Origin of the sequence: Corallincola platygyrae, from assembly GCF_039544265.1 — a bacterium.
Classification (GTDB): domain Bacteria; phylum Pseudomonadota; class Gammaproteobacteria; order Enterobacterales; family Neiellaceae; genus Corallincola; species Corallincola platygyrae.
Map to the genome: position 1 here is coordinate 204,391 of NZ_BAABLI010000007.1, position 24,913 is coordinate 229,303.

The window sequence follows — 24,913 nt, forward strand, 5'->3', positions numbered from 1 at the left end:
TCTGATTAGAGTTTTTAGATAAACTTTTGAATAAAGGTTCGCGTTAATCTTCACAGGGGCTTTGAGGCAAACGGTCATCACACACATACACCTCAGAGAAGTAGTCCAACCAAGCATTCTTTGACGCTTCTGTTGGCGCTTCTACCCACTTGCGAGACAATACATAAAACGCATCATTCCCAGAAACCGATAAATGGAAGCTAAATCTTGCAACCTCTGATTCAGAGTCGAGACAAGAGGTCTGCCACAGCATCTCTGTGTATCCATTGCGTACAACGGTATCAAACAGCTTGGAGCTGAAGCTGTTGCAGGCTTGCTCCAACTTCTGATCGTGAAACGCACGATACTTTTCTAAATCACCCCGTTTTTGCTTAGGGAAGGTGACGACTTCGAGCACATCTTTTTTGCCCACTCGCCCCCAGGTGACCCTTTTAGCATCAGGGTAAATATGCGTGAATCGCTCCCATGAGCCTTCTGGCAGCGGCATGGGCTGAAACAAACTCTCACCCTTGTACTTCACTTCTTCTTCATCCGTATTGCTACATCCAGCCAATGCCAACACTGCACAAGCTGCAACAGAGAGTTGCTTTATATCCATAATTTGCTGAATTAACCAGATCGCGCCTGTTCACAATGGCGCCAGTATAGGGGGAGGCGAATAAATTAACCACGATAGAGAAGTGAATCCGGGATATGCATGCAACTCTGCACATGCTTAGCCAGAATTTAAAGGTAATTAGAAATAGTCAGTTTTCCGGTATGGCAATGGAATACAGCCTTCGACCTCTTCCCGGTGCAGCATCTTTGCGATAACGATGCGCTGCCCTTCGATCCTATCTTCGGAAACCACTTCACACAGGTAGACGCCACAGGCATTTTTAACCGCGGGAATGCCCCACTCAGTCATCTCCAACGCCTCTTCTTCCTGCCAATGAATATCAGACGCCAACTGCTTTTGTTGGCTACCGCCAAACATTTTCGCCACTGGCACCTGACACTCCGACAGAACACTGAGCGTAAAGCGGCTGTCATCCAGCAAGCGATCAGTAACGTCTGAGTTTCCCGGCAGTGAAAGTACTAGGTGGTCTGTTTCTACCTGGGTAAACCAAGCGATCGACATCCCCTCAGAGTCCGCTACATCGCCTCTACAAACCACAGATACGCCGTTAAAAAACATCGCTTTGCCCTGTGATGGTGAAAAAGTGAACATGAAGCTAAGGGATTTCAATCGGGTTTGCTTTGATCTGGATAGCATCGCTGTTCACTTATTGACCACTTATCTATGAATAGCTGTCCGTGCATCAGATTTTTTGTTAACCATTTCGATGAAATTACGCACATTCTACCCATTTCAAAACTGGCTAAATTCACCAAAAGTTAACCTTACTTACCTATCAAAATAGCTTCTTTTTATTTATGTTATTGATTTAATTAGACTCTATAACCTGGCATGTTTTATGTACCTATACTCTTTAATGTCAAAACCGCCAGCTATGAGAAGGAAAGCACATGGCCGTGAAACTAGAAGATCGACCTATCGATACGCTACGCCAGGAAGTGATTGACCAATTAATCATGAACTACGGACATGGCGAACTATCGCTGGAGGCGTTTGAACGTCGCCTGGATATCGCAATGCAAACCACCTCCCATGAAAAGCTGGTTGAGCAAGTGGCGGATCTTCAATTAGCAGTGAACAAAGAGTACGTCGACGAGAAGCAACAGCAGATGGGAGTGAAACTGTCACCGTTGGAAACTAAAGCCAACGATTACATGATCAGCCTGTTTGGTGGCAACGACGTTTCGGGCCCTCGCCCGATAGCCAGAACCACCTGGGTGGTGGATATTTTCAGCGGCGCAGACATTGACCTCACCGACGCAGTGTTCCCTCAGGGTGAAGTACGATTTCGAATGTTTAACCTGTTCTCCGGCACCGATTTCTACGTACCGGAAAACGTCAATGTCATCACCCGGATGTTCAGTATATTTGGCGGTGTAGATTGTCGTATCACCTCAACACCTGAACCTAATGCGCCAACCATCATTGTTGAAGGTATAGCCATTTTCAGTGGTATCGATATCAAGGTGAAAAAGTCACTGAAAGAGCGCTTCATAGGTTTTGCTGAGCAGTTTAAGAAGCTGTTACGTTCTGAATAGATCCAAGAACCCTAGTTTCTGGAAATGTGAAATGGCCTGCCGTTTGGTTTCGGTGGGCCAGACTCACCAAAGCCCTCTTCCACCTGTTCCTCCGATCGTTCCATCGAATGAGGCGACGACTGCTTCCAAAGGTCGCCGATCAGTTCATCGTCAGAATTCACTTCAACGTCAGTCAATTCGGAACCAGCTTGCTCAGGTGCGGATGACTCCTGTTCCCAACTGTAGCGCTTCTCCTTCGGTTTTGGATCCCAACGCCAGAACATGATTGCAGACAGCAAGCCACCAATACCACCAAACAAATGATACTCAAACGAGATCCCTGGCTCTCTTGGGAAGATGGTCATCAGCATACCGCCGAACATAAAAAACGCTATCATCATCAAACCGATGGAGCGCTTGTCTCGCCGGAACAAGCTCACAAAAAACAGATAGAAGAAGATGCCGTGAGTCAGGCCACTTGCACCGAAATGATAGCTCTCACGCCCCCAGAACCAGACGCCAAGCCCAGATAAGATCCAGACGATCCCCAAGACCCACCACCGAGACCTTGGATACCCGTAAATCAAAGCAGGCATCAAGATCATCAGCCCGATACTGTTTGCGGAGATATGAGCAACAGAGCCATGAATAAGTGGACCGGTTAACACACCGATCAAGCCAGTCAGCTCTCCGGGATAAACGCCTAATCCACGCAGTTGCCAGCCAAATGCCCACTTTCCCAGTTCCAGAAACCAGAGAAACATGACAAACAGGGTGGTGGCCCAAATGGCACTTTTTAGCTTTTTAATATCACGCATAGTTTAAAGATTGGGGCAGTTTGCAAACTTGCAAGCCAACCCCCGCTAACTTGGTAGTTGCCACTAGGGAACAAGACCTGAAATGATCTGTCTTTATTTCAGTTCCAGAATTCAGACCACGCCTGATTTCACTATCAAAAGGTATTGAAACCCGAGCGCATAATTGCGTTCGTTTTATGGAGAGTCGTATGACGGAAAAAGAGAAGATGTTAGCTGGCCAACCCTATGACGCTTGGGATGAAACGCTATTAGCAGAAAGAATGCGTGCCAAGTCGCTCTGCCACAAGTTCAATATGGCCGATCCCACCGATCTGCCAGCTCGCATGGCAATAATGGCAGAGCTGGTCAATCTCAAGGGCAAGGCCCATTTCGAGCCGAACTTCTTCTGTGACTACGGTTACAACATCACTGTTGGTGACAACTTCTACGCCAACCACAACCTGACCATTTTGGACGTATGCGAAGTGGTGATTGGTGACCATGTTCTATTTGGTCCTCATGTCATGATTGCTGGCGGGGCTCACCCCACCGACCCAGAGCAGCGTAAACATACTGAATACGGTGCTCCTATCAGGATTGGTGATAACGTTTGGGTCGGCGGTAATGTCTCTATCATGCCGGGGATCACTATCGGCGATAATTGCGTCATCGGTGCTGGTAGTGTTGTCACTAAGAATATCCCCGCCAACAGCATCGCCGTGGGCAACCCTTGCCAAGTGAAAAAGTCGGTATAGCGCAGCAATAACTGCGCTTATTGCCTGGTCTTCGCCGGAAACAGCCATACAGATAGAAGAAAGTGCGCCACCATGGCGGTGATAATGGCATTGAGCGGTGCGATACTGAGTATCCCCTGTTCCGGCGACAACACGGAAACGGTGATAGCCAACGCCCAGGCGATCATGGCCGCCCAGTTAATCGACTTAAAATGATATTGGCTCGGCTCAGGATAATGTCTGCGACAGCGTAGATAAAAATCGCCGATAATAATGCCGCCTATCGGTGGCAAAGAGACACTTAAAAACACCAGCCAATCGACAAAGTTGTTGTAAAGCCACTCAGCCAGCAAGGTGCCAACTACGCCCGCAGCGATCACCAAATGAACGCGCTTTAATCCGGTCAAATTGGCTAATCCCAGGCCTGCGGCATACAGCGCGTTATCATTCGTGGTCCAGATATTCAGCACTAACAAAAAGATCCCTGCACCCAGCAATCCCTGTAAAGCCAATACCTCAGCGATATCTGAGAGCCCTGTTGAAATGGCGCCTATGGCACCAAACAGAAACATCAAACTGTTGCCAAAGGTGAAGCCGATAATGGTCGCTGTCACACCTATTTTGCGCGTTTTAGCATACCGAACGAAGTCCGGTGTCAGTGTGGCACCACTGATAAACGAGCCCACGGCCAATGCGATGCCAACAGCAAAGGTCAGCGTCTTTTCGGGCTCAATCGCCATCAACGCTTCCAAGCCACCCGGCGTATCCGCGATGGCTGTACCAACAGAGGTTAACCCTAACAGCAAAATGGCCGGCACGGCGATAACACTTAACCACTCAATCGCCTTAAACCCGACTACTACGGTGTAGGTCATCACCAAACCACCACCAATAATCAATGGCAGGTTCGGCACATCTACAAACTTATTTATCGGGTAAGCGAACATGGCAACCCCCACACCGAACCAGCCGATCTGGGTAAAAGCCAACATAAACGAAGGCAACTTTGAACCCATCACGCCAAATGCATAACGGGACAACAGGTGGGTTGAGAGGTTGGTTTTAGCAGCGGCGTAACCCAGCAGCGCGCCATACACACCCAGGATCAAATTACCCAGCAGAATCACCACAATCAAATCAGGCCATAACTGAAATCCCTGACCCAACTTGCCACCTGTCCACATAGAAGCAGCAAAGAAGGTAAAACCCAGCATCACTGCGGACATCGAAATCAGCCCGCGACGAGCCCCCTCAGGTACCGGCTGCAGGGAAAAATCCTCGTGACTTGCGGCGTAATCAGCCTCGTCGGATGCAATTGATGCTTGCTTTGGATCTGTCGCCATCATTCCCTCGTTTATCAGCGGGTTTTCATACTATTAAGACGAAAACAAACCATGACTGAAATCTACTTCATGAGCACCATTTGGTAGATTCAGGTGAGTCTGTGCAGGTGTCGTTTGTGCAATCACTTTGCCTCGACGCAGCACCGCCAGCCGCGCGGGACGCAATTGGATCGCTTCGATCGGGCTGCGGGCCTGCAGCAAAACCATGTCGGCATAACATCCTGGCTTAAGACCATAACCGTCCAACTGTAATACGTTGGCACCTGCTTGCGTTACTGCGTCAAATGCCTGTGTCATCCCCTCAAGGCTGGTCATTTGAGCAACATGCAGACCCATATGGGCCACTTCCAACATGTCGTGACTGCCAAGGCTGTACCAGGGGTCCATCACGCAGTCATGGCCAAATGCCACATTAATACCAGCGTTAATCATCTCAGGTACGCGTGTCATGCCTCGCCGTTTTGGATAGGTGTCGTGCCGGCCTTGCAACGTGATATTGATTAGTGGATTAGCCACCGCGTGCACACCCGCTTCTCGGATCAAAGGCAGTAGCTTGCTGACGTAGTAGTTATCCATCGAGTGCATGGAAGTGAGGTGTGAGCCCGTTACCCTGCCCTGCAATCCCAGGCGCTGGGTTTCATACGCCAGGGTTTCAATATGACGAGAATGCGGATCATCGCTTTCATCACAATGCATATCTACCTGCAGGTTTCGCTCCGCGGCGATCTCACACAATAATCGGATAGACTCAGCACCGTCTGCCATTGTGCGTTCGAAATGGGGAATGCCACCGACCACATCGACGCCCTTATCTAACGCGCGCTTCAGATTATCAACGGAGTTTTTATAACGAAGGTAGCCATCTTGAGGAAACGCCACTAACTGCAGATCAAGGTAAGGTTTTACCTCTTCTCGCACTTCCAGCAGAGCATCAACGGCCAGCAGGGAATCATCGCAGATATCGACATGGCTGCGAACGGCCAGCGTTCCCTTTGCTATCGACCATTGGCACATGCGCAGCGCACGCTCTTTAATCGCATCAAAGGTCAGTTGCGGCTTAAGCTCACCCCACAATGCGATCCCTTCGAGCAAGGTACCACTTTGGTTCAGGCGCGGCTGACCAAGGCTGAGTGCCGAATCAAGATGAAAATGGCTATCTACAAACGGCGGACTTACCAGATAACCGTTTCCATCCACTTCTTCCTGCGCAGAATCATTAATGCCTGCAGCAATGGCCTGGATACGCTCATCTTTAATGGCAATATCGACGCCTTGCGTGCCATCTGGAAGGTTGGCATTGCGAATGATCAAATCGTACATATCGACGTCACTTATCCTTTTGAAGACGTCCTAGAACCGCTTCTATGCAACTGATTTCACGTTGATTTGGCTGAACTATGACGTGCAAATTGTCTTAAGCATAGTTGATCTTCAAGCCTTAACTTTACAAATTATTTGAAGTTATCTGCGCGCTTACACACATTTTTACTGTGGTTTTATTGTTATAACGAGCCATCGACAGCGAAATTAGGAAGGAAGTCTCGTGTACAGCAGTTTTAATCACCCACAGCCTGATGCCAATGGTTACTTTGGACAGTATGGTGGCAGCTTTATCCCACCCCAGTTACAAACCATTATGGATGAGATAACCAAAGCCTATCTCACCATCCGTCAGGAACCGGACTTCCTCAGCGAACTCGCTCGTCTCTACAAACACTTTGTTGGACGCCCCAGCCCGATTTTTCACGCACAGAATCTGTCGGAAAAATACGGCGCAGACATCTACCTGAAACGGGAAGACCTAAACCACACTGGCGCTCACAAAATCAATCACTGTTTGGGCGAAGCTCTTCTTGCCAAGAAGATGGGCAAAACTAAACTCATCGCCGAAACGGGTGCTGGCCAACATGGTGTTGCTTTGGCGACTGCGGCGGCACTGGTTGGATTGAAATGCGACATCTACATGGGCGAAGTCGATATCGCCAAAGAGTATCCAAATGTGGTTCGTATGCGGATTTTAGGAGCAACTGTGATCCCAGCCACCCACGGCCTGAAAACATTGAAGGAAGCCGTTGATGCCGCGTTTGAAGCCTACATGCAGGATCCCGTAAACCAGTTCTATGCCATTGGCTCAGTGGTCGGCCCGCACCCCTTCCCGATGATGGTTAGAGACTTCCAGTCGGTGATCGGTAACGAGGCCCGCGAACAATTCCACGAAATGAATAACAAACATCCAGACCACCTGGTTGCCTGTGTTGGTGGTGGCTCAAATGCGATGGGGCTGTTTAGCGCTTTCCTGTCTGACTCCGTGATGATGCATGGTGTCGAGCCTGCGGGTCGTGATTTGGAAAAACAAGGGGAGCACGCGGCTACCCTCACCTTAGGCGTTCCGGGAACCATGCATGGCTTTAAGTCATATATGCTACAGGATGAAGCTGGCGAACCTGCACCCGTCCATTCTGTTGCCAGTGGTCTGGATTACCCTAGTGTGGGTCCACAGCATGCCCACCTCAAAGACAGCGGCCGAGTAAACTATGCAGCTATCAATGATGATGAAGCGATTCATGCGTTCTTCGAGCTGTCACGTCTGGAAGGGATAATCCCAGCCATCGAGTCGTCTCACGCAGTGGCGTATGCCATCAAACTCGCCAAAGAGAAAGGACCCAGCGATATTCTGGTCAACCTATCTGGTCGAGGCGACAAAGATATCGACTTCGTCGTGAAACACTACGGTAAGCAATACGGAATTGAGACTATGGTAGAAGGCTGATCCTAGCCGATTTCCACAGTAAAACCGATCGAGTCACTGCGTCAGCAAAACCCAACTTTCGATTGCTGACGCAGTTTCTATGTCGAGTCCTTTCTATCGCCTTTGTCTTATAACACTTTCCAATTAAGATAGCCGTCAGTTAACTCTGCAACCGAAGCCAAATGCGCTCTCTATTGCCACCCAACCCAAACTACACGGCTGCCTGCGACTTTATCGATTCACCGGCCATCGAGCCATGGCATCCGGTATTGGCATACATCACCCAAAAGCATCAGCTTGGCGAGAGCCGATGGCAACGGATCTCCGAGGGTGGCAATGCACTTTTTCGCGGTCAAAATGCTTCAGGTAACGGCTTAATCCTAAAGCTTGTGCCCCCCAACTGGCGGTATCAGGGGGAGGCCGAGGCCGCCGCCCTGTCGCTACTGCAAAACCAGACATCACTGGCTATCCCCTCTCTCGCCGCCTCGGGAGAGCAGGATAATTGGTTTTACGTCGTAATGAACCAACTTCCAGGGGTCTCACTGGCTGATGTATGGGGCGGTATGAACTCAGCGCACAAACTATATATTGTGCGCCAACTGGCAGACTTTATCGTTGAGTTGCACAGCTTAGATTTACCGGATGCGCATCCACTGAAACCATCATGGCATCAGTATCATCAAAAACTGTTAGATGACTGCATCGCCCGCCATACCCGCAAACAATTGGCACCACAATTAGTCGACCAGATAACTGACTATCTCGCCGCTTCACCGCCCTACTTCGATGATGATGCAACCTTCTTTATCCATATGGATCTGCACCCATGGAACCTGATGGTGGAAGAGAAAGGCAATGGTTACCAATTGAGTGGCGTGTTGGATTTTGGTGATGCCGTCATTGGTAACAGTCGATTGCTGGAACTGGCCACACCGTTGATATTTCTGTGCCAGGGAGACCCGGCATTAACCGCAACGCTACTTGAACACACTAAGGTCCTATCACGTCCGGCCGATGACACATTGCAACATGCATTGATGGCCACGTCCTTAATCAGGCCTGCCTGTGATTTTAATTTTGTTCTGAGTCAGGTCCCTGTAACAGGGCCCAGGGACAATTGGCAACAAATAGCAAAACAACTGTTTCCAATCACAGATTGAATCAGTATTAGCCATTTATAAAACCACCCATACATATATCAAAAATATAAAGACTAATTTCCTATGAATATATGCACTATATTATTTAATTCTTATTAACTCACTAGATGCATAAAAAGATAATAACGTTTAATACTCTTACGTGACCTCTAGTAACCAAATACAACTAAAACATTTTTAGTCCATTCTTTTCATATAGATACAGACTATTAAACGAATAAAAACCAGATTCTACAACTGCGTATTAAGCGTTTAAATCGTGAGTTCTCTAAAACAGCAATCAAACATTAGGTATTTCGAATTAATGGTCAAAAACCAAGCAAATGAATGCGTTTTCGTAAAAATCTAAATATTTTTCATATTTTTAAATTCAATAACTTAAACATTGTTCGTAAAGATATGTTTGCATAAAGTGCCCATCACAATTAAAGGGCATTCTTATCAAATTGTTATTTCTTTTATTCCTTTCTAGTTTGGATTTTGGTCATCAGACCAGAAATATAAAAACAGACTAGAGAGAGAACAATGAAACATTCCACATACAAAAGCGGACTGCTACTCGCTTTGCCATTGGCGTTGTCGGTTTCTTCCGCAGTAAATGCGGTCGAGCCAACCTCTGCAGCACTGTCACCGTCCTTTGAGCGCCCTCAGGACCTGTTCAAAGCCGGTCCTAAAAAGCGCTACATCATTAAGTTCAAGGAAGGGTTTACGCCTTCGATGGCGAGCACTGCTGACGCAGACGAAGCCAAACGTGTGATGAAGGATAAACTGCGCCGTTCTGGCTTTAGCGACAATGCCCGGATTCTCCGACAGATGGCCACAGGAGGCTTTGTTGTCGAAGGTTCAATGAAAGCAGGTATCAGCCCGCTATCGATGCAGCAAAACCTGATGGCCAGTGGTGAAGTTGAATACATTGAAGAGGACCGCCTGCTGCAACACTTTGCGACCCCAAGCGACCCCAGTTATAGCCAGCAGTGGCACTACTTTGAATCGACCGGAGGTATGAACCTTCCTGCAGCATGGGACCAAACCACGGGTACCGGTGTGGTCGTCGCAGTACTGGATACCGGTTACCGCCCCCACGTTGATCTAGTCAACAACCTGCTGCCAGGTTACGACATGATCTCCGACAGCTTCGTTGGTAATGACGGCAATGGGCGTGATTCCGACGCTCGTGATCCGGGGGATGCTGTTACACGGGGTGAGTGTGGTGGAGGTCAGCCAACTCAGGACCAATCTTCAAGCTGGCATGGTACACATGTGGCAGGTACCGTGGCGGCGGAAACCAATAACGGTCGGGGTGTCGCTGGTGTGGCATATAACGCCAGCGTAGTGCCTGTGCGTGTATTGGGTAAATGTGGTGGTTACACCTCTGATATCGCTGACGGCATGATATGGGCAGCAGGGGGAAGCGTCTCAGGTGTTCCCAGCAATGCTAATCCTGCGCAAGTGTTGAATTTAAGCCTCGGTGGCGGTGGTGGCTGCGACAATACCACCCAAGCCGCTATCAATACCGCTCGCAGCCTGGGAGCTACCGTGGTGGTTGCCGCCGGTAACTCCAACGCCAACGCATCTAACTACAGTCCGGCGAGTTGTAGTGGTGTGATTACCGTTGCCGCCACTAACCGCTCTGGCGGTCGCGCTTATTACTCCAACTATGGCAACGTCGTGGAGGTTGCCGCACCAGGGGGTGACGTGCGCAGTGGTGCCAGTAACGGCGTACTGTCTACACTCAACAGTGGTTCAAACGGCCCAGCAAGCGACAACTACGCCTTTTACCAAGGCACCTCGATGGCTGCGCCCCACGTAGCTGGCCTAGCAGCCCTACTCTATGCCGCAGATCCGGCAATCACGCCAAATGAGGTCGCGACAGCTATTCAGCAAACTGCGCGCTCCTTCCCGGCATCCTGCTCTGGTTGTGGTGCTGGCATTGCTGATGCTGCGGCGGCGATCGACCTGGTGCTGGGCAATGGTGGTGGCGGTGACCCCGATCCGACTGGCGGGTTTACCGAAACTAACCTCTCTGATTCTCGTCGCGGCTGGCAGTACTTTACGGTAGAGGTCCCCGCGGGTGTTGATGCGTTGAATATCGCGATCAGCGGCGGCTCCGGTGACGCTGACCTGTATGTGCGTTACGGTGCACAACCTTCCACCCGAAGCTATGACTACCGCCCTTACCTAAACGGCAATAACGAAACCGTTTCGGTCAGCGCGCCAACGTCTGGCGTCTGGCATATAGGTATTCGCGCTTATCGCGCATACAGTGGCGTGACATTGGATGTCAGTTACTAATCACTGACTGCCTGATTCTATTCAAACAGTTTCTTCCTGACACAAAAAGGCCGCTTATCGCGGCCTTTTCTTTTGAGTTAATTCGCCTTCCGGTCGGTTACTCCTCTTTCAGTACCTGTTGGTCACTGTCGATTTTCTGCTTGCGACGTAAACGGTCGCGGAATCGGGTTTTCGCCAATTGCTGCATATCTTCGGTCACATCAGTTTCATCCACGATCTCACGTCCCAGCAGGGTTTCAATCGCATCTTCGAGGGTGACGATACCGGCAGTCTGACCAAAGTGGTCTTCCACCAGGAACATATGCTCTTTACGAGAAATAAACAGATCCAAAAGCTTGAGCACAGGGATCTGCTCAGAGACACGGTGAATAGGCTGAACCAGTTCAGAAATACCCGTATCGCCTTGTCCGGCGCGAGAGGCATCAGACAAGGCTCGGTGGGTCACCATGCCGATCACATCATCTAAAGAGTCACGGTAGACAGGCATACGGCTAAAGCGCTGAGTCATATCTTCAGCCAGCGCCTCATTGACTGTCATGCTCTCATCAAAGCCGTGCACCACAGTACGTGGTGTCAGGATCTGCTGGGTGGAGTTATCACGCAGGGTAAGAATGTTGTCCACCAACTGGTTTTCCTGTTGCGCCAACACACCACGTTTAAAGCCTAATGCCGTAAACGCTTTAATCTCTTCCCGGCTGATACCACTGCCATCCTTTTTGCTAAACAGGCGGGTAATAAACGCCGACAGCCATACCAGGGGATACACCAGCTTTACTAACCAGCGGATCAAACGCGCCGAAGGGAATGCCAGCGCACGCCAATAGGTTGCACCAAGGGTTTTAGGAATAATCTCAGAAAGATAGAGGATCGCCAGGGTCAACAGCACTGCGATTAACGTTTCCCACTTGGCACCAAATACATGTGCGGCTTGGGCACCCACACCTGCGGCCCCCATGGTGTGAGCAAATGTATTCAGGATCAGGATCGACGAAATTGAATGGTCGATATTGTCCTTCACGTGTTTGAGCGCCTTGCCCTTGTTCGGCTCATTACGCAGCGCAGTTTCCATGTAGCTGGGCGTAATCGAGAGAAGAACAGCTTCGAGAATTGAACAGATAAACGAGATGCCAATGGCAATAAACAGGTATATCAGTAGTAGTGTCATACAGTGCGTTTAACGCTTCCTAGTCAACGACGGAACTCCGCCATATTAGCATTGACGTTGATATGGGCGCTAAGTTCTGTTTTCAATTTGCTGTTACAAGGTTTGTCACAAAAATACCCTCATCTCAATCTTCTCCCAAGGGGAGAAGAGGTAAACTTGAATAGTGAGGACGATTGCCAGACTTCAACTGGCTTTAGCCACCAAATAGTCCAGCATCTGGTCCAGCTCCAGCACTTTGCGGTAATCCGCCTCGGGGATCTCCAACCCGGTGCGTTTATGTACCGCAGCAACCAGTCGCATAAAATCCATCGAATCCAGATCTAACGCATCACGCAGATCTTCGTCATCCGGCACTTCATCGGCCTCGACATCAGGCGCAATGTTGATCAACTCTTCAATGATCATTTCTCTTAAAGCTACTCGTTCCATAACGCCTCCGGCTTCTGTAAACGCTTGTTGATTTCCATAAGAAAACGGCTGCCATAATGGCCATCCGTCACCCGATGATCGGCAGAAAGCGTCACCGTCATTACCCGGCTTACGGTGATTTCACCATCCACAACAACCACGTCACTTCTCGGGCAGCCTAATCCGACAATCGCTACCTGTGGCGGATAGATAACACCCAGAATAGACTCAACACCCCGGTCGCCAATACTGGTCACGGTAAAACTGGGATTATCCAGATCCGAGAACTTCAAACTGCCCTGCTTTGCTCTTTCGGTGACCGCCTGGAGTTGCTGCATCAGCGCCTCCATGCTTGATTTGTCCACCTGTCGCAGAACAGGCATCACCAGTCCACCGCCACGCAGATTAACGGCATTGGCCATATCGACTACCTCAGAGGGCACAAACTGGCCATCCCTGTAATGGCCATTCAACTGAGGGAATTTGATCAGGGCACGCGCAATAAGGCTTAACAGCGGAGCGATCAGCAAGGTTCGTTTAAGCGGCTCAACATCTGCATTTCGCTCGGCAAGATGTTGCTCAAGCTTGCTGATATCCAACGTATGACTGAGATAGTAATGGGGGATCTCTCGCTTAGATCGCGTGACAGTGGCTGAAATCGCCTCTCGCATCATTGCCGGGTCAAATCCGGATTGAGCCACGGCTTTTGCGGGAACAGACTCGGTCGTTTTCTCAGAAGATGGTGAGTCAGTTGCACTCACAGAACTCACACCACCTATCGCCAATAGCCCCTCAACATCCACCAGGGTGATAGCCCCGCCAGGCCCAGTACCCTTGATATCAGATAGCAAGATACCGCTTTTGGCCGCCAGTTTACGCGCCGCAGGCGTAGCAGGCTGAAAGTCTGCCGTTGCTACTGCAGTGTTAGGCGCTCGCGGTGCGATAGGCTTTGCTGGAACTTTAGCTGGAGGTGCATCCGGCGCTACCGATGTATCAAGGTCCGGCGCTGTTTCTCTTTTCTGATCAACTGTCGTTGCCGATGTAATCTCTTCTCCGGGCTCTGCCAGCATAGCGATCGGCTGCCCTACCGGGGTCTGTTCGCCCACCTGCACCAGCAACTGCGCAATTGCCCCTTCATCAAAGGCATCCAGCTCGATGGCACCTTTATGCGTCTCGATCACCGCTATGGGATCACCGCGCTTAACCTCGTCACCAACTTTAACTTGCCACTCGGTCAAGACGCCCTGCTCCATATCAGAGCCAAATGACGGCATGGTGATCTCTTTCATACGCTTGGCTCCTTTACTTAATACTCAGTTCTCTATGGCTTGCAGGTTGAGCGGACAGATTATTTCGGCTCAACTAACTGACGCGCAGCCGCCACTATTTGATCCACCTGAGGCAGTGCCGCTTGCTCAAGATGCGCAGGATAAGGAATTGGCACTTCTGCACTGCATACTCGCGCGATAGGCGCATCCAATGACCAGAACCCCAGTTCGGCAACCATCGCCGAGATCTCTGCAGCCATACCGCCGGTTTTCCAGGATTCATCGACAATCAACATGCGATGAGTTTTGGCGACTGATGTCAGCAGCGTATCGCTGTCGATAGGACGCAGGCAGCGCAGGTCCAGCACTTCCGCATCGATACCAAGCTTTGCCAACTGCTCTGCCGCCGCCAGGCTTTTACCCAAGTTCACGCCCCAACAAACAATGGTCAGGTCGTGGCCGACACGTCTGATCACCGCCTGCTCCATAGGCGCAATAGTGTCGCGCTCAGGCAACGCCTGTTCTTCGTTGTAGAGCATCACATGCTCAAACAGGATCACAGGGTCGGGATCTTCCAACGCCATCTCCAACATGTAGCGAGCATCACCCACCGTGCCGGGATAGAGCACTTTCAAACCTGGGATATGGGCGTACCAGCCCTCAAAACTGTGGGAGTGTTGCGCCGCTAACTGCTTACCAGCGCCACACGCCATCCGAATGACCACCGGCACGCTGATCTGACCGCCCGACATATGTCTGAGCGTCGCTGCGTTATTGACGATCTGGTCCAGCGCCAGCAGGCTGAAGTTAACCGTCATCACCTCAACAATGGGCCGCATACCACCCATGGCAGCGCCTATGCCAGCTCCCACAAATCCGGATTCTGCCAACGGCGTATCAATCACTCTTTCCGGGCCAAATTCGTCAATCATCCCTTTAGACACGGCATAACAACCACCGTAGCGGCCGACATCTTCACCCATCAGGAACACGCGGCTGTCAGCGCGCATCGCTTCAACCATGGCATCATGGATCGCTGTTCGAAAACTTAACTCAGCCATCAGCCTGCCTCCCCTTTCACTGCCGTCTGTACCGCGGGTGTATACACGTGTTCCAACAGTGCTGACTCAGCCTCCCACTCAGCCTGTTCTGCTGCGATTTCAGCCTGTTCAATCTCCTTATCTACCGCCTGCTCCATTTCAGTTATCTGTATCTGCTCAATCAGCTCATTAGCCAGCAGCCACTCCCGCAATTGCACTATCGGCCCTTTTGACCGCCACTGAGCGATCTCGTCGTTGCTGCGATAAAGCTGGGTATCGAACATCGAGTGGCCTTTAAAGCGGTAGGTCTGGCACTCGATAAACTGCGGAGCGCCGGTATTGCGAATGGCGTTGCAGGCCACCTTAGCCGCCGCTTCTACGTCTACCACGTTCATGCCATCCACCACCTGTGCCGTAACGCCGTAACTGGCCGCTTTGCGGTAGATATTGGGCTCTGATTCCTCAATGTTGAGTGGTGTCCCCATGGCGTAGCGGTTGTTCTCACATACAAACAGTACCGGCAGTTGCCACAATGCCGACAGATTCAGACTTTCGTGGAACTCCCCTTCAGCCACTGCACCTTCGCCAAAAAAGCACACCGTAATTTGATTGCGGCCAGACAGCTTATCCGCCAGAGCCAAGCCCACAGCGATCGGCAAACCTCCGGCAACAATGGCATTGCCACCATAAAACCGGGTTTTCACATCAAACAGGTGCATCGAACCACCACGGCCGCGACTGCATCCCGTCACCTTGCCATACATCTCCGCCATCACGGCGTTCATATCAACACCACGGGCCAGGGCATGGCCATGCTCACGATAGGTCGCCACCACGGCATCCGCGGGTGTCAGCGCCTGCATCACACCCACAGCAATCGCTTCTTCACCATCGTACAGATGCATAAAGCCACGTATTTTCTGCTGCTGATAAAGCTGGGCGCAGCGCTCCTCGAAGCGGCGGATTCGGATCATCTGCTGCAGCAAAAACAGCAGATGTGGGGTGCTGATATGTAGCTTGCCATTGCTCATGATTCATCACTCTCCAGCGTTGAAATATCGCCTTCCGGCAGCCCCAACTCCCGCGCCTTCAGCAATCGACGCATGATCTTGCCACTGCGGGTTTTCGGCAGGTTCTCGCGGAACAGGATCTCTCTGGGCGCGACGGCCGCACCCAGCCGTTTTCTGGCATGGGCCATCAGCGACTTGGTCAAGGCTTCATCAGGCGCATTTCCGGGTTTAAGGGCGACATAGGCTTTCACCAACTGGCCTGCAGTTTCATCAGGCACACCGATCACGCCAACTTCAGCCACAGAGGGGTGTTCCATCAGAGTGCTTTCCACTTCGAATGGGCCGATCAAATGACCGGAGGATTTGATCACGTCGTCAGCACGACCGACAAACCAGAAGTAACCGTCTTCGTCGCGCATCGCCAGATCTCCTGACAGATACCAGCCATCAACAAAACATTTGTCATATCGGGCCTGCTCGTTGAGATAACCACGAAACATAGAAGGCCAACCCGGTTTCAGTGCCAGCTCGCCGACCTTGTTGTTTTCACCGATGGGCGTGACGTGACCATCTTCATGTCGCTCCACCACGGCTGCGGTAACGCCGGGCATGGGTTGCCCCATAGAGCCGGGACGAACGGGCTCAGAAGCAAAGTTAGCGATCATGATCCCGCCGGTTTCGCTCTGCCACCAGTTGTCATGGAACGGCATGCCGAAGGTTTGCTGACTCCAACGAACAGCTTCAGGGTTCAAGGGCTCGCCCACCGAGGCCATAAACTGCAACGCAGAAAGGTCGTATTGTTCGACCAACTCAGCCCCCGCTTTCATCAACATGCGAATAGCCGTGGGCGCCGTGTACCAGATATTGACCTTGTGCTCCGCCAGCACCTGATACCAGTGCTCAGCATCAAACTCCTGCTCATCAATAATTAGAGTGGTGCGATGGCAAAGGGGCGAGATAATGCCGTAGGAGGTGCCAGTGACCCAGCCCGGATCGGCGGTACACCAGAACACCATCTCTGGTCGCAGGTCCAGTGCAAAACAGCCCGATAACTTGTGATAGGCCACAGCAGCATGCACATGCATCACACCCTTGGGTTTACCCGTGGTACCCGAAGTAAAGTGCAACAAGGCCAGCTGTTCATCATCACAGGCACGCACCGGAAAATCTGGGTCCGCCTCTGCCATGGCGCTGTCGAGGTCAATACAGTTGTCGGGCAGTTCGCCTTTAATGCCATATAGCAGCACATGTTTCAGCCCCGGCATTTCCTCCCGCCAAGGCAGCACTTTCTTCTTGTATAACGCATGGCTGGTAACCAGCACGCGGGCATCACCAATGGTCATGCGAGCTTTAACTGGCTCTGGGCCAAACGCAGAAAACAGCGGCGAGAACACAGCGCCAAACTTCAATGAACCCAGCACCGCATAATACAGTTGAGGCACACGGCCACAGAGGCCAAACACGGTATCCCCCACTTCGACACCCAGCCGGCCTAACACGCTGCTGAATCTCGCCGTCTGCTGTTTAAGTTTCAGATAGCTGATATCCAACACCTGGCTGGATTTACCCAACCAGCGCAGCGCGGTCTGCTCGCCGTGGCCCTCATCGACATGGCGGTCCACCGCCTCGTAGCCAATGTTAATACCGCCGGGCAGCGTGGCGATCGCATCCTTCGCCTGCTGCCAATCAAACTGGGCATAACACTCGGTGTAATTGGTGAGATTGTGCTGGTGAACACCAGCTCCGGATTTGTTTATCTGTTCGGTAGCCATGACATTTTCCCCACGCAGGAAGCAGCCGGGCCATGACACTCGTAGATACGGCATGATGGTATATTGCTGGTAAGTCAGCGGTTGGAAAAGGCTGATGGAATGGCCGCCGACTCATCCATCTTGTCTGGTGGCACGACCAGTTAACTGTTACCTCTAGCCTAGTTCACCGCCTCGGGGTTTTCTTGTACAGAAATTGACCTGCGGCAAGAGTGTGGGTGATTTGGTTTAGAGGAATTAATTTTAGATATTTGGGTGCGGGATAGAGGTGTTTTCAATACTGCCAAAAGACCCCTCATCTCAATCTTCTCCCCATGGGAGAAGAGGCGAAAAGCCTGCGCCCTCCAGGCGATTAGACAAAGCCAACTCCCCTCTCCTCAGGGAGATTAGTCTGCACTGCCCCCTCTCCTTGGGGAGAGGGCTAGGGTGAGGGGTATCTAGACAAAAGCCCCCCTAATCTCAGTCTTCTCCCCATGGGAGAAGAGGGGAAAAGCCTGCGCCCTCCAGGCGATTAGACAAAGCAATCTCCCCTCTCCTCGGGGAGACTAATCCGAAATATCCCCTCTCCAGGGGGAGAGGGCTAGGGTGAGGGGTCTTCTACTCTGTAGTGCTCTAGTCAAACACCCTGTAGCGACACCAACTCACATACTCTAGAATGCTTGTCGTATTCGGAGCTTATAACTTTTCAGCTCCAAAAAACCGAGCTAAAACGGAACTCTCCTTTGAAAAAGATCGCGCTGTTTGTCGATGTACAGAACATCTATTACACCTGTCGTCAGGCCTATGGCCGCCAGTTTGATTACCGCAAACTATGGCAACGGTTAGGCTATGAAGGTGATATCGTCACCGCCAACGCTTATGCGATCGACCGCGGCGATGACCAGCAGCGTAAATTCCAGGATGCACTGCGCCATATCGGTTTTGAAGTAAAACTTAAGCCCTTTATCCAGCGGTCCGACGGCTCTGCCAAAGGTGACTGGGATGTGGGCATTACCATTGATGTGATGGAAGCGGCCAGCGACGTGGACACCGTGATCCTGCTCTCCGGTGACGGCGATTTTGATCTGCTGCTTAAACGGATAAACGAAAAGTACGGTGTAACAACACAGGTATATGGCGTGCCAGCGCTGACAGCGAAATCGCTGGTGGATAGTGCGAATCAGTTTTATGGGATTGAAGAAGACCTACTGAAATAATATATAAGGAGCATAAGTTGTATTAAACCAAAATCAATCATAAATATGGTTTATTATTCTAACAATCACTTTATCATTGAAACTAGAAATTTTATTTCCTGTTAAATCACAGCTACTGTAATCCACTAATTCAGTCAACCTATGTTTCAACCTATCTCTATGGAGATCCGTTGAATTTTCGAGGACACTAAGTAAAAAACCTAAAAACAGTTGCTTACGAAGATCAGATTCCTCACCGCACCTGATTTTCCCTCCTCCTAAAACAGGGAAGCCATCAGCGATCCATATGCTATCTTTATAGTTCTTATCTTTATCAGTCAAATAATCCGCCCAAAGATTAGAGGCAATACTGGAATCATAAAGGTAAAGCCTGCTAGCGATAAGATACAAAAGCCTGAAGTAAAGATAATCAGATTTATTCCAAAAATAAGGCCTACCGTTATCATCTAGGAGAGGAAAAAAAGCAACATTACTATCTTCTTTAAGAACACTAAGAGCGAAGTTGCTAGTTAAATCAATCAGGTGACCGTTAGATATCATTTCTTTTAGATTCAACGCTCTTACACTTGAAAGTATTGGGTATCTAGAAATACGATTAGACGAAGACCAAAGAGAAATTAATGCATGCAACCTATACCGTCTTTCGACATTGCTAAAGTTGAGCTTTGATATTGGGGAGCGTAGGAACAACGATACATGTTTCGGTGTTACGTACTCATTCTCAAGTATTCTTTTGGATAGTCCTTGATTAATAATATATAAATTTTGATAATTACTATCATGGTTTCTCGAAACAGTTCGTCTGCTTTTTAAATAATCAACAAATAGATTAAGGTAATCGACACAGTCAGATGCAGAAGTATAATAGCAATCCTCTCTAGCTTTGATAGCACTACTGTTCTCATTGCTATTTAAGCTCAACAGAGTCCTCACTAAATACTCTAAATACAGTTTTTCATTCTTTAACAGAGATTTTTTATCAAGCCTTATCTTAGTCTCATTTAAAATGTCAATTATCAAATCTTGATTAATATTTACAGATGGTTCAAATAAAATATCCCCTTTATAATCAATAATTGAAGAATAATTATCCACCACCCAAATTGAAAATACTTTCGATGTCTTTTTATTACATGCTTTTATGCCTAAAAACGAGCTTCCGTCACCATAAGGATGTCTATAGAATAAACTTAAAAAATCATCGTAGAAAGAAGGTGATTTTAAGTTTAGCGAAAGTTTATCTGAGCACGGCTCTCCCGAATGCAAATATACATCTTGATACTTAACCAGAGGTATTGGGGTGGCAAAGCAACTGAATACCGACGATATTACAATCAAGATAGTAACAATCAACATCTTAAACATGCTCATAAATTATCCTATCCCTAGAAAAATAAAATCCAATATTAATCATAAATTGGATAGGGCTCCAAATATCTACAACACTCCTTGAGCTGCAATACTGCAATCTTTTTCTCGGTAAATTGTGCCCTATTCGAATATTCGTAAAGCAGATCTGCTGGCCTAAGCTTGGATTTTTGAAGCGCGCCTACCTTTCTTTTCTGCTCTTTCAATGACAAATACAACTCTTCCCCGGCAGCAACTTCAATTGGAAAATCAAGATCTGGCGTGTAAGCTTTTTCTGGCCAGACAACTCTTACCCTGTATTTTCCTTCAGGTAGGTATATGTTTGTATATGCGCCTGCAGGCAGAGGCGTGACCATATCACGCTCAACATATATTTGTGGTACCCACTCCGTTGAACGATCCGTTTTCATTCGGAAGATGTAAAGCGTGCCACTTCCATCTGGCGACGGAGGAGCCGGAGAGTATGCAGGAGCATCATCAGGAATAGTGGATGCACATCCTGACAGAGTTGCGATCAAAAACAGAACAGTAAAAAACTTCATACCGCTTGTTAGCCTCGAACATCGGTTGTTTGGGGTTTTCTGCCAGAGCCGAAAAGTACTACGACTGAGGTAGCTCAGCAGTGTGGTTGATTAACTCTCTCTATCACCCCACCGCTTAATCAAGCCAATCAAGCAGCGGGATGGTTTATACAGGTTTACTTCTTCTGTACCGGCCTAAACCAGTGGGCCCAGCCAACAAATGCGCTGGCGCCGCGGGTTTGGATCCAGACTTTACCTTTACCGCTAAAGCGGCAGACAAAACCTTCGCCAGAGAAGAACAGGGATTTATAGCCGCCCACCTTGGTGACTTTGTAATCCAGCCCTTCGGTAAAGGCGACGATATTGCCGGTATCCACTACGTAGTCGTCTTCAACGTCGATTTCAATCACGGCACCGTAGCTGTTAAAGAACAGATCGCCGGTACCTTTGGCGCGGATCAGGAACAGGCTCTCACCTGAGAAGAAGCCTTTCACCAGCCCCTGCCATTTACTCTCGATCTCGATGTCCGGGCCACAGGCAACAAAGGCGCCGTTTTGCAGATAGATGGTGTCGTCTTCCAGATAGCGGTGGCACAGGTCGCCCGGCGTACCCGGTGCTATGCCCACTTCACCATCGACACCTTCAGCAGTGAACTCGTTGATAAAGATGCTTTCACTGGTCAGCAGACGGCTCAAGCCGCCACGCATCTTAGTTTTCATCTTCATATTGGTGTCCATGGTCGCCATGGCGGAGGCTTCCACTTTCAGCATTTTCCCGGCAGGCACCTGCACGGTCACAAAGCCATAATCAGGCTTGCCGACCATCTCAAAGGCATAGCCTTTATGTTCAGTAGGTAGGGTTTGAGTCGCAGGCATTTCGCTGTTCTCTTCCATTGTTAAATCGCTCATGCTCTGCTCCTTAGGCTTTTCGCGCACGTAGTGACGGCGTCAGGGCGTTACCAAAACTTGAGGTGTTGTGGCTTTGGCACCAAACCGTGCCTGTTCCCTTAAACTTACACACCAAACCTTCGCCACCCAGCCAGGAGTGCAGCCAGCTCTTACCGGCCTTGGTAATGCTGAAGTCCAGCGTTTCATCGAAGGCGACGATGTGGCCAGAATCGACAATGTATTCACCGTCTACCTGCACCGGATAGATAGCGCCAAACGATGACACGATAATTTTGCCCGAGCCTTTCAGATTCAGCCAAAGCACGCCTTCGCCAGAAAACAGCGATTTAAAGCCCTGCCAGCCCAGGTCCACTTCAATGCCGCTGTCGCTGGCCAGGTAAGAGCCGCTCTGTACGATCAGGTTGTCGTTATCCAGCTCCATGGTCATCATGTCGCCAGCCAAATCTGTACCAAAAAAGATGGTGCCCTGCTCGCCTTTGGGTTCAAAGTGGTTAAGGAACAGTGACTCGCCGCCAAGCAAACGCTTGGCTGCTTTAAACAAACCGCCCGAGTTCTTTTTGTGGGTGGTTGTGGTGATATCCATGTTGCCACTCATGGCGATCATGGCGCCCGCTTCTGCCGTGATGGTTTCACCTGCCTGCAAGGTCACTTTTGCCGCCGTATTACCGGGGCGATGGGTCAATTCAATATCCATTATTTGCTCCTGATATCGCCCGATTAACGGAATTTAGGGTTAAGCCAGCTGGAGAGACCAGACAGGCTGCGGGTTTGTACGATAATCTTGCCTTTGCCCTGAACGCGGGTTACTAGTCCTTCACCACCGAAGAAGCTGGAGAAAATGCCACCCGCCAGTTGCAACTTGAGTTTGATACCCGGCTCATATGCAACCAGATGCGAGGTATCCACGATGTATTCGCCATCAATCTCTTTTTCTACCAATGCGCCATAGGCGCCGTAGAACACTTTTCCGGTACCTTTCACGGTCAGTTTAAACAGACCTTCGCGGGCAATAAACGAAACCAGGCCCGCCCAACGTAGACCAAGCTCAACACCATCGGAAGATGCCAAATAGGCACCCGGTTGCAGATGAAACTCTTCGTTGTTCAGCTCTACACAACGGATCTCACCGGGTACAGGCTGTACCAGGGTTACACGCTTGCTGGCGTTGGTATTGTTTGTAAAACGACTGACAAACAGGGTTTCACCACCCAAAAACTTCTTCAGCAGCCCCCTGAAAAAGCCGCCATTAAAGGTAGCGGTCAGATCGAGGTCGGCGTCCATGCTGCTCATGGCATCCGACTCGCTCACTATGGTTTCACCCGGCTCTAAATCGACATCGATATAAGAAAACGCCTGGGAGCCTTTTATCTCAGCTTTCATTCCATTTTCCTTGTGCTTATGCGGTGAAAAGGTCACCACAAAAAATCAAAAAATTTCTAACGGCCCGCGGCTAACACGGTTTCAGCTTCTGCAGCCTGCTCGTCTTCATACAGACCTTCTTCATACAGATCATCTTGCGCATCTGGAGCATCTTGCTCACCTTCAATCACAAACGCTTCCACACTGGCTTTGAGTTCGGCAAAGGGTTGTGACAGATCTCGATACTCGATACTTTCATCTGCGTCACGGTGATTTAGCGCGGTAATGCGCTCATCAGTTGTCGGATGCGAGCTTAAAAAGCCCATGGCCGTGGTGAGCCAGGCTTGGGTTTCTTCATCACCCAGTTCGGCCAGCTTTTCCTGCTCTTTGGCACGCATTTTTTCGAAGAACCGTGCTAGTCCGGTGGGATCAATGCGCGCTTTTACCAGCAGCTCGTGGCTCAACTCATCGGCTTCTGTTTCAAAATCCCGCGAATAGCCCTGGCTGATCAGCAGCGGCGCGGCATCGGCGACAACAGCCAACACCCCAGAGACATCACCGACCAGTGCGCTCACCGCCACATAGATGCCAGCCCGGGAGATCACGCCGCGAATACCATGACGCTCACGAACATGGGTGATCTCATGGCCGACGACGCCCAATAGCTCTGCAGCATCATCGGCGGCAAGTATCAGCCCGGAGTTAAGCACCACAATGCCACCCGGCAGCGCAAACGCATTCAGACTGCCGTCGTTGACAATATAAAAACGGTAATCGAAGCGCCGGTTTGGCAATACATCAATGAGCGGCGAGATCAGCGGTTGCATCAGTCGCTCGGACTGCTCTTCATCCATCAATTCGGCACCGATCTGATACTGGGCAAAACTGGACTCACCCAACTGCTGTTCCCATTCCACAGGTACCTGCTCGGCGATCACCGCGCTGGCGCGATGCAAATTCATCATCGCAGCGATGGGCACAGCCAGAATGAGCAACAGCACAACCACTAACAGTGACCAGTTAAAAACATGCTTGTTACGGGCACCGCGCATCTTTGTTGCCAGGTGCGGGTACTGCTTGAAGTGTGGGTCTTTGAGGACCGATTTATCCGAGGTGTAGAAGCGCCAATCAGGCCGCGCAGGGTGAGTGAAAAACACCAGGCGATCACTGGCACCGCCCTGCTCCATGGTCAGTTCATTGAGGCTTAATTCAATCTGCTGATCGGCGATAGTAAAGATCAGGTGCGAGCGCCCTACCCGCAATTGGCCAGATGCTTTGCCCTTGGGCAGCGACGAGTGAACACCATGGCATGGATAAAGAGAGGGTTCAGACATTGAACGGCGTATTCCCTGTGTTAGTTAAATCACAACGCCTGACGACAACCGGACAGGTTGCAGAGTTTATGTCCGGCAAGGTCACTGCAAGCGCTATTGAAAAATCCCTTAAACTTCAATCAGTAAATCTCAGTCTTTACCTTGAACAGCGCATTATAAGCAGGCCGATAAGGCCACAACCTTGACCAATGTCCAGTTTCTGAGGTTACAAAAAAACCAAATAGTAACCAGAGGTGAATGATTGAGTATCACCTGGTTTTCTCGCCCCAACATAAGTAAATAATCCACCTGCATAGCAGGTGGCTTTGCTTTTGGGCACCCTATAAGGGTGCTTTTCTGCTTTAACTAACTCCTAA

Annotated in this window: 23 protein-coding genes; 6 read left to right on the plus strand and 17 right to left on the minus strand. The window is 49.9% G+C overall.

The annotated features are described in order from the left end of the window. Window positions 1-43: 43 nt before the first annotated feature. Complete coding sequence (locus ABEA14_RS05395) at window positions 44-598, minus strand: hypothetical protein (RefSeq protein WP_345338853.1); 555 nt, start codon at window positions 596-598, stop codon at window positions 44-46. A 138-nt stretch (window positions 599-736) separates the two neighbouring features. After that, on the minus strand, window positions 737-1,228 hold the full coding sequence (locus ABEA14_RS05400; RefSeq protein ID WP_345338854.1) for a flavin reductase: 492 nt from the start codon (window positions 1,226-1,228) through the stop codon (window positions 737-739). Between the two features lie 281 nt (window positions 1,229-1,509). On the opposite strand from ABEA14_RS05400, the gene ABEA14_RS05405 reads away from it, so the two are divergent. Continuing rightward, window positions 1,510-2,157 (plus strand): DUF1707 domain-containing protein, encoded by a 648-nt coding sequence (locus ABEA14_RS05405; RefSeq protein ID WP_345338856.1) that lies wholly within the window; start codon window positions 1,510-1,512, stop codon window positions 2,155-2,157. 11 nt (window positions 2,158-2,168) lie between these two features. Here ABEA14_RS05405 and ABEA14_RS05410 read toward each other — a convergent pair whose 3' ends face one another. Then, complete coding sequence (locus ABEA14_RS05410) at window positions 2,169-2,954, minus strand: rhomboid family intramembrane serine protease (RefSeq protein ID WP_345338858.1); 786 nt, start codon at window positions 2,952-2,954, stop codon at window positions 2,169-2,171. Between the two features lie 188 nt (window positions 2,955-3,142). Between ABEA14_RS05410 and ABEA14_RS05415 the strand changes: the two genes are divergently transcribed. Next, window positions 3,143-3,688 (plus strand): sugar O-acetyltransferase, encoded by a 546-nt coding sequence (locus tag ABEA14_RS05415; protein WP_345338859.1) that lies wholly within the window; start codon window positions 3,143-3,145, stop codon window positions 3,686-3,688. Window positions 3,689-3,705: 17 nt separating this feature from the next. On the opposite strand, the gene codB is transcribed toward ABEA14_RS05415, so the two are convergent. After that, on the minus strand, window positions 3,706-5,010 hold the full coding sequence (codB, locus tag ABEA14_RS05420) for a cytosine permease (protein WP_345338860.1): 1,305 nt from the start codon (window positions 5,008-5,010) through the stop codon (window positions 3,706-3,708). A gap of 33 nt (window positions 5,011-5,043) precedes the next feature. After that, complete coding sequence (locus ABEA14_RS05425) at window positions 5,044-6,330, minus strand: amidohydrolase family protein (RefSeq protein WP_345338861.1); 1,287 nt, start codon at window positions 6,328-6,330, stop codon at window positions 5,044-5,046. 223 nt (window positions 6,331-6,553) lie between these two features. Here ABEA14_RS05425 and trpB point away from each other — a divergent pair, with 223 nt between their 5' ends. From trpB to ABEA14_RS05440, 3 genes are all read left to right on the plus strand, one after another. Beyond that, window positions 6,554-7,780 carry a tryptophan synthase subunit beta gene (gene trpB / locus ABEA14_RS05430; RefSeq protein ID WP_345338862.1) on the plus strand — a complete coding sequence of 409 codons (1,227 nt, stop codon included), beginning with the start codon at window positions 6,554-6,556 and terminating at the stop codon, window positions 7,778-7,780. Between the two features lie 161 nt (window positions 7,781-7,941). Beyond that, entirely contained in the window at window positions 7,942-8,919 is a 978-nt protein-coding gene (locus tag ABEA14_RS05435) for a phosphotransferase family protein (RefSeq protein ID WP_345338863.1), read from the plus strand. A 525-nt stretch (window positions 8,920-9,444) separates the two neighbouring features. After that, entirely contained in the window at window positions 9,445-11,211 is a 1,767-nt protein-coding gene (locus ABEA14_RS05440) for a S8 family peptidase (protein WP_345338864.1), read from the plus strand. Window positions 11,212-11,308: 97 nt separating this feature from the next. Here the strand turns inward: ABEA14_RS05440 and ABEA14_RS05445 are convergent, their stop codons facing one another. From ABEA14_RS05445 to acsA, 6 genes are all read right to left on the minus strand, one after another. Then, on the minus strand, window positions 11,309-12,376 hold the full coding sequence (locus tag ABEA14_RS05445; protein ID WP_345338865.1) for a CNNM domain-containing protein: 1,068 nt from the start codon (window positions 12,374-12,376) through the stop codon (window positions 11,309-11,311). A 183-nt stretch (window positions 12,377-12,559) separates the two neighbouring features. After that, window positions 12,560-12,805: an acyl carrier protein gene (locus ABEA14_RS05450; protein ID WP_345338866.1), complete on the minus strand. Its 246-nt coding sequence runs from the start codon at window positions 12,803-12,805 to the stop codon at window positions 12,560-12,562. Continuing rightward, window positions 12,793-14,073, minus strand: coding sequence for a dihydrolipoamide acetyltransferase family protein (locus ABEA14_RS05455; RefSeq protein WP_345338867.1), 1,281 nt, complete (start codon window positions 14,071-14,073; stop codon window positions 12,793-12,795). Before ABEA14_RS05455 ends, ABEA14_RS05450 begins: the two co-directional genes overlap by 13 nt. A 59-nt stretch (window positions 14,074-14,132) precedes the next feature. Further along, a complete protein-coding gene (locus ABEA14_RS05460; RefSeq protein ID WP_345338868.1) occupies window positions 14,133-15,113 on the minus strand; it encodes an alpha-ketoacid dehydrogenase subunit beta in 981 nt (326 codons plus the stop codon). Beyond that, a complete protein-coding gene (gene pdhA, locus ABEA14_RS05465; protein ID WP_345338869.1) occupies window positions 15,113-16,123 on the minus strand; it encodes a pyruvate dehydrogenase (acetyl-transferring) E1 component subunit alpha in 1,011 nt (336 codons plus the stop codon). The genes ABEA14_RS05460 and pdhA overlap by 1 nt, the downstream gene beginning before the upstream one ends. Next, entirely contained in the window at window positions 16,120-17,928 is a 1,809-nt protein-coding gene (gene acsA / locus ABEA14_RS05470) for an acetate--CoA ligase (protein WP_345338870.1), read from the minus strand. The genes pdhA and acsA overlap by 4 nt, the downstream gene beginning before the upstream one ends. Window positions 17,929-18,593: 665 nt before the next feature. On the opposite strand from acsA, the gene ABEA14_RS05475 reads away from it, so the two are divergent. Continuing rightward, complete coding sequence (locus ABEA14_RS05475; RefSeq protein WP_345338871.1) at window positions 18,594-19,067, plus strand: NYN domain-containing protein; 474 nt, start codon at window positions 18,594-18,596, stop codon at window positions 19,065-19,067. A 33-nt stretch (window positions 19,068-19,100) separates the two neighbouring features. On the opposite strand, the gene ABEA14_RS05480 is transcribed toward ABEA14_RS05475, so the two are convergent. The 6 genes from ABEA14_RS05480 to ABEA14_RS05505 form a co-directional block, all read right to left on the minus strand. Further along, window positions 19,101-20,438: a hypothetical protein gene (locus ABEA14_RS05480; protein ID WP_345338872.1), complete on the minus strand. Its 1,338-nt coding sequence runs from the start codon at window positions 20,436-20,438 to the stop codon at window positions 19,101-19,103. Window positions 20,439-20,473: 35 nt separating this feature from the next. Next, on the minus strand, window positions 20,474-20,977 hold the full coding sequence (locus tag ABEA14_RS05485) for a hypothetical protein (protein WP_345338874.1): 504 nt from the start codon (window positions 20,975-20,977) through the stop codon (window positions 20,474-20,476). Window positions 20,978-21,132: 155 nt separating this feature from the next. Continuing rightward, on the minus strand, window positions 21,133-21,864 hold the full coding sequence (locus ABEA14_RS05490) for a TIGR00266 family protein (RefSeq protein ID WP_345338875.1): 732 nt from the start codon (window positions 21,862-21,864) through the stop codon (window positions 21,133-21,135). Window positions 21,865-21,874: 10 nt separating this feature from the next. Next, window positions 21,875-22,558 carry a TIGR00266 family protein gene (locus ABEA14_RS05495; protein WP_345338876.1) on the minus strand — a complete coding sequence of 228 codons (684 nt, stop codon included), beginning with the start codon at window positions 22,556-22,558 and terminating at the stop codon, window positions 21,875-21,877. Window positions 22,559-22,581: 23 nt separating this feature from the next. Further along, on the minus strand, window positions 22,582-23,244 hold the full coding sequence (locus ABEA14_RS05500) for a TIGR00266 family protein (RefSeq protein WP_345338877.1): 663 nt from the start codon (window positions 23,242-23,244) through the stop codon (window positions 22,582-22,584). Between the two features lie 56 nt (window positions 23,245-23,300). After that, window positions 23,301-24,557: a M48 family metallopeptidase gene (locus ABEA14_RS05505; protein ID WP_345338878.1), complete on the minus strand. Its 1,257-nt coding sequence runs from the start codon at window positions 24,555-24,557 to the stop codon at window positions 23,301-23,303. Between the last annotated feature and the right edge of the window lie 356 nt (window positions 24,558-24,913).